We start from the raw sequence: 11,504 nt of genomic DNA, 5'->3' as shown, positions 1-11,504 counted from the left end.
CAGGCTTGACCCGCCAGCCATGGTGTCGTGTGAACAGGTTTTGCGACACAATGCACCAACCATGCGCTTGAAACCCGAAGAAAGCCATTTCATCCGCACCCAGGTGCACGAACTGCTGGGTGCAGACGTGTCCGTCAAGCTGTTCGGCTCCCGCCTGCACGACGACCTGCGAGGTGGCGACGTGGACCTGTTTTTGGACTTGCCCAGCAAGCCCGCCAACCCGGCGTTGCTGGCAGCCACACTGGCCGGCAAAGTGTCGCGGCACATGCGGGGCCGCAAAGTGGACGTGGTGATTGCCGCCCCTGGCTTGCTCTCACTGCCCATTCACGAGGTGGCCCGCACGGAAGGCCTGACACTGTGAAGCCTGACGACAAAACGCGCCTCAAACTGCGCTTCATTTGCCGCGTGGTGACCAAAGAAGTCCGGTTGCTGCTGGACACACGCAGGCGCTTGTTTGTCCCGGCGTTCAACGCAGCCATGCTGAAGCAGTTGGACCAATACCCAGACTGGGCAGACAGGATTGAATCGTTTGTGGCCAGGTTTGGGCGTTTGCAAGACACGGCGGGAGACAAATTGTTGCCCATGCTCCTGGCCGCTCTGGGTGAACGCATCGCCTCTGTGTCAGACAACCTGGACCGCGCTGAACGGTTGGGGCTCATCCCCTCTGCCGACCAGTGGTTTGCCATGCGGTCACTGCGCAACCAGATGGTGCACGAGTACGTGGAAGACCCTGAAATTTTGTGGGGCGCCCTGCAAGCAGCCCACGACTTCTCCGTCCCTTTGGCCCAAACCGCCGAGGGGATGGTGATCGAAATTGAGCGGCGCGGCTGGCTTTAAAATCGCTGTTTCAACCTTACCCAGTTCGGGCAGCCACAGGCTGCCCGAACTTTTTTGGCCTGCGATGCCCCATCAACCGCTGGCCGCCGCTACACTACCGCTAGTGCTTTTCATGCAAAAGCAACGCTACCTATAGTGTTTAGCATCCCTAACACACCACCAGCGAGGACACATGCAAACCACCCCTACCGCTCCCCTGTCCGCCCCCACCGCACAGGGCGCCGCCACCGCCGAAGAGGCGCGCGCGGCCCACCAGACCGCCCTGCAGCACTACCAGATCATCCGCCGCAACGGCGCGGTGGTGCCGTTCGAGCCCAACAAGATCGCCGTGGCGCTGATGAAGGCCTTTCTGGCGGTGCACGGCGCGCAGGGCGCGGCCTCGGCCAGCGTGCGTGAAGACGTGGAACAGCTCACCCAGGGCGTGGTGCGCGCGCTCATGCGCTCGCGCCCGGGCGGCGGCACCTTCCACATCGAAGACGTGCAAGACCAGGTGGAACTGGGCCTGATGCGCAGCGGCCACCACGAAGTGGCCCGCGCCTACGTGCTGTACCGCGAACGCCGCGCCCAGGAACGCGCCGCCCACCAGGCCGAGGCGCCGGCCGAAGTCCACCCCACCCTGCACGTGACCGACCACGGCCAACGCGTGGCCCTGGACGTGACACGCCTGCAGGCCCTCATCACCACCGCTTGCAGCGGCCTGGGCGCCGACGTCAAGCCCGAGCCCATCGTGGCCGAAACCCTGCGCAACCTGTACGACGGCGTGCCGCTGGAAGAGGTGTACAAGGCCGCCATCCTGGCCGCCCGCACCAAGATCGAAACCGACCCCGACTACACCTACGCCACCGCCCGCCTGCTGCTGCACACCATCGTCAAAGAGGTGTTGGGCCAGGAAGCCACCCAGGGCGAGATGGCCACCCGCTACGCCGAGTACTTCCCCACCTTCATCCAGAAGGGCGTGGACCACGAGCTGCTCAACCCCGAACTGCTGACCTTCGACCTGGCCCGGCTGGGCGCGGCCCTCAAGGCCGAGCGCGACCTGCAGTTCGACTACCTGGGCCTGCAGACCCTGTACGACCGCTATTTCCTGCACGTGCGCAAGACGCGCATCGAGCTGCCGCAGGCCTTCTTCATGCGCGTGGCCATGGGCCTGGCCCTGAACGAAACCGACCGCGAAGCCCGCGCCATCGAGTTCTACGAGGTGCTGTCGTCGTTCGACTTCATGTCGTCCACCCCCACGCTGTTCAACAGCGGCACGCTGCGTTCGCAGCTCTCCAGCTGCTACCTGACCACCGTGCCCGACGACCTGGACGGCATTTACGAGTCCATCAAGGAAAACGCGCTGCTGAGCAAGTTCGCCGGCGGCCTGGGCAACGACTGGACCCGTGTGCGCGCCCTGGGCAGCCACATCAAGGGCACCAACGGCGAAAGCCAGGGCGTGGTGCCGTTCCTGAAGGTGGTGAACGACACCGCGGTGGCGGTGAACCAGGGCGGCAAGCGCAAGGGCGCGGTCTGCGCCTACCTGGAAACCTGGCACCTGGACATTGAAGAATTCCTGGAGCTGCGCAAGAACACCGGCGACGACCGCCGCCGCACCCACGACATGAACACCGCGAACTGGATTCCCGACCTGTTCATGAAGCGGGTGATGGAAAAAGGCCCGTGGACGCTGTTCAGCCCGTCCGACGTGCCCGACCTGCACGACAAGTTCGGCACCGCCTTTGAAGCCGCCTACACCGCCTACGAGGCCCAGGCCGCGCGCGGCGAGATCAAGCCGTCCAAGACCGTGCCCGCCACCGACCTGTGGCGCAAGATGCTGTCGATGCTGTTCGAGACCGGCCACCCCTGGATCACCTTCAAGGACCCGTGCAACCTGCGCAGCCCGCAGCAGCACGTGGGCGTGGTGCACTCGTCCAACCTGTGCACCGAAATCACGCTCAATACCAACGACGCCGAAACCGCGGTGTGCAACCTGGGCTCGGTCAACCTGGCCCAGCACCTGACGACCGACGGCCAGATCGACCACGCCAAGCTCAAGCGCACCGTGTCCACCGCCATGCGCATGCTGGACAACGTGATCGACATCAACTACTACGCCGTGAAAAAGGCGCGCGACTCCAACCTGCGCCACCGCCCGGTGGGCCTGGGCATCATGGGTTTCCAGGACGCGCTTTACCTCAAGCGCACGCCCTACGCCAGCCTGGCCGCGGTGCAGTTCGCCGACCAGTCCATGGAAGCCGTGTGCTACTACGCCTACTGGGCCAGCACCGAACTGTCGGCCGAACGCGGCCGCTACGAAACCTACCCGGGTTCGCTGTGGGACCGTGGCATCCTGCCGCAGGACTCGCTCGACCTCCTGGCCCAGCACCGCGGCGGCTACGTCGAGGTGGACCGCAGCGCCACGCTGGACTGGGACGCCCTGCGCGCCAAGATCGCCCGCGACGGCATGCGCAACTCCAACTGCGTGGCCATCGCGCCCACGGCCACCATCAGCAACATCATCGGCGTGGACGCCTCCATCGAACCCTGCTTCGGCAACCTGTCGGTCAAGTCCAACCTGTCGGGTGAATTCACCGTCATCAACAGCTACCTGGTCAAGGACCTGAAACGCCTGGGCCTGTGGGACGAGGTGATGATGATGGACCTGAAGCACTTCGACGGTTCGCTGTGGCCGATCGATCGCGTGCCGCAGGACGTGAAAGAGCTGTACTGCACCGCCTTCGAGGTAGAACCGCAGTGGCTGGTGGAAGCCGCCGCGCGCCGCCAGAAGTGGATCGACCAGGCACAGAGCCTGAACATCTACATGGCCGGTGCGTCGGGCAAGAAGCTGGACGACACCTACAAGCTGGCCTGGACGCGCGGCCTGAAAACCACCTACTACCTGCGCACCACCAGCGCCACCCACGCCGAAAAATCGACCGGCCGGATTGGCCAGCTGAACGCGGTGCCCAGCGCCGGCCAAGGCGCACCGGCGGCCGCGCCGGTTGCGGCGGCGGCGGTGCCCGCGGCCGAGGTGCCGGCCACCGACATCAAATTCTGCGCCATCGACGACCCGGGCTGCGAAGCCTGCCAATGACGCCCGCCGGCCGGGCGGCGCCGCGTTTCGATGCGGCCACGCAACACCCCTGCGGGAGTTTGCGTGGACCCCCTGCGGAACGCTTGCTTTTCCGGCCTGCACTTTCATAATCCGACACACTGGACACACAAGCATGTTGACCTGGGAAGAAAACAGCACCCCCGCACTGCAACCCGTGCGCCCCACCCCCGCCGCTGCGCCAGCGCCAGCGCCGGCCATGGCTTCGGCACCGGCACCTGTCGCCGCGTCGGGCGCGGGCCAGCGCATCAACGCCGCCGACAAGCGCATCATCAACGGCCAGACCGACGTCAACCAGCTGGTGCCGTTCAAGTACAAGTGGGCCTGGGAAAAATACCTCGCCACCTGCGCCAACCACTGGATGCCGCAGGAAGTGAACATGTCGCGCGACATCGCCACCTGGAAAGACCCCAACGGTCTGACCGAGGACGAGCGCCGCATCGTCAAGCGCAACCTGGGCTTCTTCGTCACGGCCGACTCGCTGGCCGCCAACAACATCGTGCTGGGCACCTACCGCCACATCACCGCGCCGGAATGCCGCCAGTTCCTGCTGCGCCAGGCGTTTGAAGAGGCCATCCACACCCACGCCTACCAGTACATCGTGGAGTCGCTGGGCCTGGACGAGTCCGAGATCTTCAACGCCTACCACGAGGTGCAGTCCATCCGCGACAAGGACGAGTTCCTGATCCCGTTCATCGACGCGATCATGGACCCCAACTTCCACACCGGCACGCCCGAGACCGACCAGACCCTGCTCAAGTCGCTGATCGTCTTTGCCTGCCTGATGGAAGGCCTGTTCTTCTACGTGGGTTTCACCCAGATTCTGGCCCTGGGCCGCCAGAACAAGATGACCGGTGCGGCCGAACAGTACCAGTACATCCTGCGCGACGAGTCGATGCACTGCAACTTCGGCATCGACCTGATCAACCAGTTGAAGCTGGAGAACCCGCACCTGTGGACGGCCGAGTTCAAGGCCGAGATCAAGGCGCTGTTCCTCAAGGCCGTGGACCTGGAATACGCCTACGCCGAAGACACCATGCCGCGTGGCGTGCTGGGCCTGAACGCCAACATGTTCAAGGGCTACCTGCGCTACATTGCCAACCGCCGCGCGACGCAAATTGGCCTGGAGCCGCTGTTCCCGAACGAGGAAAACCCCTTCCCCTGGATGAGCGAGATGATCGACCTGAAGAAGGAACGCAATTTCTTCGAAACCCGGGTCATCGAGTACCAGTCGGGCGGCGCGCTGTCCTGGGACTGAGCCCAGCCCCCGCCTTCATCCATGCGGCCTTTTTTTGCAAACTCCGCGACCCTGGGCCCTGGGCCCGAGCGCGGGCTTTGTGTCCCCATTCAACCCTTTGGGCTCACCGGCGAGATGCATCCGCCCGAGCCCAGGGCGCTGAATCGCTTGCCCTGCAACGTCTGCGGTCAAGCGCTCTTTGCAACTTGATCAAGGAGAACAACATGGCAACTGCGAAAAAGGCCGCTCCGGCCAAGAAAGCGGCGGCGCCGGCGAAGAAAGCCGCCGCACCCGCCAAGAAGGCGGCTCCGGTAGCGGAAGCCGCTGCCCCCGCGAAGAAGGCGGCTGCGGCCAAGCCCGTGGCTGCCGCACCGGCCAAAAAGGCCGCGCCGGCCAAGAAAGCCGCTGCACCCGCCAAGGCCGCCGCCCCGGCAAAAGCAGCGGCACCGGCGAAAAAGGCCGCTCCGGCCAAAAAAGCCGCTGCGCCGGTGAAGGCCGCTGCACCGGCGAAAAAAGCCGCTGCGGCCAAGCCCGTGGCTGCCGCACCCGCCAAAAAGGCCGCGCCGGCCAAGAAAGCCGCTGCACCCGCCAAGGCCGCCGCCCCAGCGAAAACCGCTGCTCCCAAGGCCGCTGCACCCGCCAAGAAAGCGGCACCGGCCAAGAAGGCCGCAGCTGCCGCCAAACCAGCCACCCCGGTGAAAGCCGCCGCCCCCAAGGCCGCTGCGGCCAAGAAAGCGCCGGCCAAAAAGGCCGCCGCCCCGGCACCCGCCGCGCAAACCAAACTGACGCCGCAGGCCGCCTGGCCCTTCCCCACCGGGAAAAAGCCCTGAGCCTGTGCCGGGGTCAACCACCCCGGACAGCACAGACACCGCGCACCCGCCGCCCCACCCGGGCGAGCGGGTGTTTTCTTAGGCGTCGGCGCCGAGCTGGAAGCGGTAGTTCTGGCCGCCCCGGTGGGCGATTTTTTCGGCGCCCATGCGGTTGCCCAACGCCGCGCAACGCGCGAGCGCCCAACCTTGCGACAAGCCGAACAGTAGCGCCGCGCGGAAGGCGTCGCCGCAACCCGTGGGGTCCACCACGGCGGTGGCCGGCACGCCAGGCACCCGGGTGCACACACCGGCCTGCCACACGTCGCAGCCCTGGTCGGCCAGTGTCACCACCAGACCGCGCAGCCGCTGCGACAGCGCGGCCAGGTCCAGCCCGGTGCGGTCGCACAGCAGGCGCGCCTCGTAATCGTTCAACGCGGCCCAGTCGGCCAGTTCCACGAAGCGCAGCAGTTCCTCACCGTTGAACATGGGCAAGCCCTGGCCGGGGTCGAACACGAACGGGATGCCAGCGGCGTGGAACTGCTCGGCGTGCTGCAGCATGGCGTCACGACCGTCCGGCGAGACGATGCCCAGGGTGGCACCACTGTCGGCCCCGATGGGGTTGTGGTGCGCCAGCGCCATCGCGCCCGGGTGGAAGGCGGTGATCTGGTTGTTGTCGCGGTCGGTCATGATCATGGCCTGCGCGGTGTACTGCTCGCTGGCCAGCTGCACATGGCGGGTGTCCACGCCCAGGGCCTGCAAGCGGTCGAGGTAGTCTTGGCCGTCGTTGCCCAGGGTGGCCACCGGCCGCGCCTCGGCGCCCAGCTGGCGCAGCCCGTAGGCGATGTTGCCGGCGCAACCGCCAAACTCGCGCCGCAGACCAGGCACCAAAAAGGAAACGTTGAGGATGTGCAACTGGTCGGGCAGGATCTGCTCGGCGAAGCGGCCCTCGAAGGTCATGATGGTGTCAAAGGCGAGGGAGCCGCAGATCAGGATGGACATGCAACGGGGCTTTCTCGGGCCGGGGCCCGGGGTGGGGTCAGGGGTAAAACAGGATGGCGCGGTAGCCGGTCATGACCTGGGCTTCGGGACTGGCCAATTCCAGCTCGAACTGCACCGGCCATTCGGCACCGGGCGCCAGGGTGGTGCGGGGTTGCGGCCATTCCTCGGCGGGGATGACGCGGCGCACCAGCACCTGGTCGTGGATGTCGGTGAGGGTGAGCTCCAGCGCGGGCGCGGCCACTTCCATGGCGGCGGCGTTGCGCACCACGAGGTTGAAGGTGTAGCGGCCCGGCGCGCGGCGCAGCAGCACCGAGCTGTCGATGAGCACATTTTCCAGCTGGCGCGGTGGGGCCACTTCGCAGTCGAGCGGGGCGCACAGGGTGGTGAGGGCGGGCTCGGCCTGGGGCACGCGCGCGGCCAGGTCGTCGCGCCAGTGCAGGCTGGCCTGCAGGCCCAGCAACAGCAAGAGCACGGCCAGCACCACGGCCAGCGCCCAACGCACGCCGGGCCGGCGCCAGAGGGCGCGGCGCTGGGCCTGCTGGACGAAGCTGGGCTGGAAGTCGGGGCCGACCACGGCCGGGGCGGTTGCCGCGTCCGGCTCGGACACCGCGACGGGCGGCAGCACGACGCCGGCTTCGGGCGCCAGCTCGGGTTCTGGCTCGGGCTCGGGCTCTGGCCGCGGTTCCGGTTCGCTGGGCACATGCGGCCCGGCTTCGGGGGACGGCACCTGCGCGAGCCCAGGCTCCCACGGCGACAGCGCCGCAGGTTCGGGTTCAGCTTCAGGCCGGGGCGTGGGCTGCAGGACCGCGGCAGGTGCCAGTGGCGAGAGGGGCGGCGCCTGGTCAGGCGGTGGCGCCGCCGGCAGCGTCACCGGCTCGGCACCGGGCCACCAGGGCTGCAGGTCCAGGGTGGCGTCGAACACGTGCTGGCAATGGCCACAGCGCACCCAGCCCTCGGAAATCTTGAGCTGGTCGCTCACCACCTTGAACGCGGTGGCGCAGGCGGGACAGCGGGTGATGAAGCTCATACCGCGATTATTGCAGGCGCCCGACCCGGGACGCGGGCCGACCGACCGGGACCGACCACCCCGGCCGCGCTCAGGCCGGGCGCCGGGCGGTCATCAGGATCCAGCCGTCCTCGGTGTCGGCCACGTCCAGCGCCAACCAGGGGGCGTAGGCGGCCTTCAGTTCGTCGGCCTGGCGCGCCAGAATGCCGGCCAGCACCAGGTGCCCGCCGGCGGCCACGTGGTTGCACAGCAGCGGGGCCAGCACCTTGAGCGGCGTGGCCAGGATGTTGGCCAACACCACATCGAACGCACCCTGGGCCACGTCGGGCAGGCCGGCCTGCAGCGCCACGTGGTTGTTGGTGGCGTTGATGCGGGTGGACTCCACCGCCGCCGGGTCGATGTCCACGGCCACCAGGTCGGACGCGCCGAACTTGGCCGCACCGATGGCCAAGATGCCCGAGCCGCAACCGTAGTCCAGCACCCGCAGGCCCTGCAGCGAGCGTTGCGCGATCCAGCGCAAGCACATGCGGGTGGTGGGGTGGGTGCCGGTGCCGAAGGCCAGCCCTGGGTCGAGCCGGATGGTGGTCTGGGCCTCGGCCGGTGGCTCGTGCCAACTCGGCACGATCCAGAAGCTGGGGGTGATGTCCACCGGGGCGAACTGCGACTGGGTCAGGCGGACCCAGTCCTCGTCGGCCACTGGGCGGATGCCGACGATTTCGCAGTCGGCAAAAAAGGGCTGGGGCAGCAACAGGTCGGCGGCTTCGCGCGCCGCGGCCTGGGCCGGGAACAGCGCCACCACGCGGGAGCGCTGCCAGCCGGCCTTGGGCGCGGGCATGTCGGGTTCGCCGAACAGGGCCTGCTCGGCCGGGGTCTGGGCGTCGGCGTCCTCGACCGACACGCTCAAGGCGTCGAGTGCCTCCAGCGCGTCGCTCAGGTCTTCGATACAGGCCTCGGGCGCCAGCAACACCAGCTCGAACAGCCGGCCTTCGGCGGGGGTGTCAGCGCTCACGTTGGGCCAGCCAGGATTCGAGGTAGTGGATGTTGGTGCCGCCGGCCTCGAAGTTGGCGTCGACCATGATCTCGCGGTGCAGCGGCACGTTGGTCTTGATGCCTTCAATGGCCACCTCCGACAAGGCCGTGCGCATGCGCGCCAGCGCCTGTTCGCGGGTGTCGCCGTGGACGATGAGCTTGCCGATCATCGAGTCGTAGTTGGGCGGCACCATGTAGTTGGCGTACACGTGCGAGTCGACCCGCACGCCCGGCCCGCCCGGCATGTGCCAGGTGGTGACCCGGCCCGGCGACGGCGTGAACTTGTACGCGTCTTCGGCGTTGATGCGGCATTCGATGGCGTGGCCGCGCACCTGGACCTGGCGCTGGGTGAAGGGCAGTTTCTCGCCCGCGGCCACCGCGATCTGGGTGCGCACGATGTCGATGCCGGTGATGGCCTCGGTCACCGGGTGCTCCACCTGCACGCGGGTGTTCATCTCGATGAAGTAAAACTCGCCGTTTTCGTACAGGAACTCGAAGGTGCCGGCGCCGCGGTAGCCGATCTTTTTGCAGGCGGCGGCACAGCGTTCACCGATTTTCTCGATCAGGCGGCGCGGGATGCCCGGGGCCGGCGCTTCCTCGATCACCTTCTGGTGGCGGCGCTGCATGGAGCAGTCGCGCTCGAACAGGTAAACGGCGTTGCGGTGCTGGTCGGCCAGCACCTGGATTTCGATGTGCCGCGGGTTCTGGAGAAACTTCTCCATGTACACCTCGGGGTTGCCGAAGGCGGCACCGGCCTCGGCCTTGGTGGTCTGCACCGCGTGCAGCAGCGCCGCTTCGGTGTGCACCACCCGCATGCCGCGGCCACCGCCGCCGCCCGCGGCCTTGATGATGACCGGATAGCCAATGGCTTTGGCCGTGCGCTTGATGACGACGGGATCGTCGGGCAGCGCGCCCTCGGAGCCGGGCACGCAGGGCACGCCGGCGCGGATCATGGCCTGCTTGGCCGAGACCTTGTCGCCCATGATGCGGATCGACTCGGGCGTGGGGCCGATGAAGACGAAGCCGCTCTTTTCCACGCGCTCGGCGAAGTCGGCGTTTTCGCTCAGGAAGCCGTAACCGGGGTGGATGGCCTCGGCGTCGGTGACCTCGGCCGCCGAAATGATGGCCGGCATGCTGAGGTAGCTCTGCCCCGACGGGGCCGGACCGATGCAGACGGCCTCGTCGGCCAGCTTGACGTACTTGGCGTCGCGGTCGGCCTCGGAGTACACCACCACCGCCTGGATGCCCATTTCGCGGCAGGCGCGTTGCACCCGCAGCGCGATCTCGCCACGGTTGGCGATCAGGATTTTTTTGAACATGAGCGGACCGCCCTTTATTCGATGACGAACAACGGTTGTCCGTATTCGACGGCCTGGCCGTTTTCGACCAGAATCTGGGTCACGGTGCCGGACTTGTCGGCTTCGATTTCATTGAGGATCTTCATGGCTTCGACGATACAGATCGCCTCGCCTTCCTTGATCGACTGGCCCACCTCGACAAAGGCCTTGGCGCCCGGGCTGGAGGCACGGTAAAACGTGCCGACCATGGGCGACTTGACGATGTGGCCGGCGGGAGCGGCCGGCTCGGCCGGTGCCGCAGCCGGCGCAGCAGCGGCCACCGGGGCGGCCACGGTCACGGCCGGGGCGGCAGCGACCATGGTCACCGGCGCGGCAGCGGCCACCGGCGCGCTTTTGACGATGCGAACCTTGCCCTCGGCCTCGGTGATTTCGAGTTCGGATACATTCGACTCGGAGACGAGGTCGATCAGGGTCTTGAGCTTGCGCAAATCCATGTTTACTCCAGAATATGCATCTAAAATGCATCAAACTTTCCGCTTCGACGCGGAATTTGGACGGAATATACACGAAGACGCGCTGCACCGGCGCGGCTTTTTTGTGTTAGGAACGCCCCCACAGGGCGGTTTTCAAGGGGCATGAGCACCATGGTTGACGAAGAAGAAGGCGTCTCTACCATGGCCCTGCCCGGCCTGGCCCGGGCGCTGGTGGCCGCCGGCACGCTGCCCCAGCCCAAGGCCGAAGAACTCTACGCCAAGGCCCAGGCCAAGAAGGCCAGCTTCATTCACGAGATCATCGCCAGCGGCGCGGTGTCCTCGCGCGACCTGGCCCACACCATGTCGCAGGCCTTTGCCGCCCCACTGGTGGACCTGGACGCGGTGGACGTGCAGCGCCTGCCCAAAGGGGTGCTGGACGCCAAGACCTGCCAGCAGTTCCGCATTGTGGTGCTGAGCAAGCGCGGCAACCGCGTCACCGTGGCCACGGCCGACCCGTCCGACCACCAGGCGGCGGAAAAGATCAAGTTCGCCACCCAGCTGGCGGTGGATTGGGTGATTGCCGAGGTCGACAAGCTGGGCAAGCTGGTCGACAGCCAGACCGTGTCGGCCGGCGAAGCCATCGACCACATCGTCGGGGGCGACTTCGAGTTCGAGGAAGGCAGCATCGAAATGGCCTCGGCCGAGCCCACCGACAAGGTGGCGCA

General features: G+C 66.9%; 10 protein-coding genes and 1 pseudogene. 6 read left to right on the top strand and 5 right to left on the bottom strand.

The features are described 5' to 3' along the window. Positions 1–61: 61 nt before the first annotated feature. The 5 genes from HA630_RS19140 (at position 62) to HA630_RS19120 (ending at position 5,995) form a co-directional block, all read left to right on the top strand. On the top strand, positions 62–361 hold the full coding sequence (locus tag HA630_RS19140; RefSeq protein WP_166836877.1) for a nucleotidyltransferase domain-containing protein: 300 nt from the start codon (positions 62–64) through the stop codon (positions 359–361). Then, entirely contained in the window at positions 358–837 is a 480-nt protein-coding gene (locus HA630_RS19135) for a hypothetical protein (RefSeq protein ID WP_166836876.1), read from the top strand. Before HA630_RS19140 ends, HA630_RS19135 begins: the two co-directional genes overlap by 4 nt. A 172-nt stretch (positions 838–1,009) precedes the next feature. Continuing rightward, on the top strand, positions 1,010–3,910 hold the full coding sequence (locus tag HA630_RS19130) for a ribonucleoside-diphosphate reductase subunit alpha (protein ID WP_166836874.1): 2,901 nt from the start codon (positions 1,010–1,012) through the stop codon (positions 3,908–3,910). A gap of 133 nt (positions 3,911–4,043) precedes the next feature. Beyond that, positions 4,044–5,186 carry a ribonucleotide-diphosphate reductase subunit beta gene (locus tag HA630_RS19125; protein ID WP_166836873.1) on the top strand — a complete coding sequence of 381 codons (1,143 nt, stop codon included), beginning with the start codon at positions 4,044–4,046 and terminating at the stop codon, positions 5,184–5,186. A 203-nt stretch (positions 5,187–5,389) separates the two neighbouring features. Next, the gene (locus HA630_RS19120; protein ID WP_166836871.1) at positions 5,390–5,995 is read left to right on the top strand and encodes a histone; all 606 of its coding nucleotides are present in this window, start codon (positions 5,390–5,392) and stop codon (positions 5,993–5,995) included. Positions 5,996–6,073: 78 nt separating this feature from the next. Here HA630_RS19120 and HA630_RS19115 read toward each other — a convergent pair whose 3' ends face one another. From HA630_RS19115 to accB, 5 genes are all read right to left on the bottom strand, one after another. Then, complete coding sequence (locus HA630_RS19115; protein ID WP_166836869.1) at positions 6,074–6,973, bottom strand: carbohydrate kinase family protein; 900 nt, start codon at positions 6,971–6,973, stop codon at positions 6,074–6,076. A 37-nt stretch (positions 6,974–7,010) separates the two neighbouring features. Next, a complete protein-coding gene (locus HA630_RS19110; protein WP_166836867.1) occupies positions 7,011–8,000 on the bottom strand; it encodes a DUF3426 domain-containing protein in 990 nt (329 codons plus the stop codon). Between the two features lie 70 nt (positions 8,001–8,070). Next, entirely contained in the window at positions 8,071–8,958 is an 888-nt protein-coding gene (prmA, locus tag HA630_RS19105; RefSeq protein ID WP_166836882.1) for a 50S ribosomal protein L11 methyltransferase, read from the bottom strand. Between the two features lie 19 nt (positions 8,959–8,977). Beyond that, on the bottom strand, positions 8,978–10,327 hold the full coding sequence (accC, locus tag HA630_RS19100) for an acetyl-CoA carboxylase biotin carboxylase subunit (protein ID WP_166836865.1): 1,350 nt from the start codon (positions 10,325–10,327) through the stop codon (positions 8,978–8,980). A 14-nt stretch (positions 10,328–10,341) separates the two neighbouring features. Then, a complete protein-coding gene (gene accB / locus HA630_RS19095; RefSeq protein ID WP_166836863.1) occupies positions 10,342–10,800 on the bottom strand; it encodes an acetyl-CoA carboxylase biotin carboxyl carrier protein in 459 nt (152 codons plus the stop codon). A gap of 141 nt (positions 10,801–10,941) precedes the next feature. On the opposite strand from accB, the pseudogene HA630_RS22520 reads away from it, so the two are divergent. After that, positions 10,942–11,504 (top strand): annotated as a pseudogene (locus HA630_RS22520) (type IV-A pilus assembly ATPase PilB); the annotation flags it as partial.

This window comes from Aquabacterium sp. A08, from assembly GCF_011742065.1.
Note: the sequence above shows the minus strand (reverse complement) of the source record. Positions and strands in the feature narration are given on the sequence as shown.

Excerpts from the sequence above, each read along its gene's own strand:
- HA630_RS19140 (WP_166836877.1), top strand. The coding sequence starts at position 62 with ATGCGCTTGAAACCCGAAGAAAGCCATTTCATCCGCACCCAGGTGCAC.
- HA630_RS19130 (WP_166836874.1), top strand. The coding sequence starts at position 1,010 with ATGCAAACCACCCCTACCGCTCCCCTGTCCGCCCCCACCGCACAGGGC.
- HA630_RS19125 (WP_166836873.1), top strand. The coding sequence starts at position 4,044 with ATGTTGACCTGGGAAGAAAACAGCACCCCCGCACTGCAACCCGTGCGC.
- HA630_RS19120 (WP_166836871.1), top strand. The coding sequence starts at position 5,390 with ATGGCAACTGCGAAAAAGGCCGCTCCGGCCAAGAAAGCGGCGGCGCCG.
- HA630_RS19115 (WP_166836869.1), bottom strand. The coding sequence starts at position 6,973 with ATGTCCATCCTGATCTGCGGCTCCCTCGCCTTTGACACCATCATGACC.
- HA630_RS19110 (WP_166836867.1), bottom strand. The coding sequence starts at position 8,000 with ATGAGCTTCATCACCCGCTGTCCCGCCTGCGCCACCGCGTTCAAGGTG.
- accC (WP_166836865.1), bottom strand. The coding sequence starts at position 10,327 with ATGTTCAAAAAAATCCTGATCGCCAACCGTGGCGAGATCGCGCTGCGG.
- accB (WP_166836863.1), bottom strand. The coding sequence starts at position 10,800 with ATGGATTTGCGCAAGCTCAAGACCCTGATCGACCTCGTCTCCGAGTCG.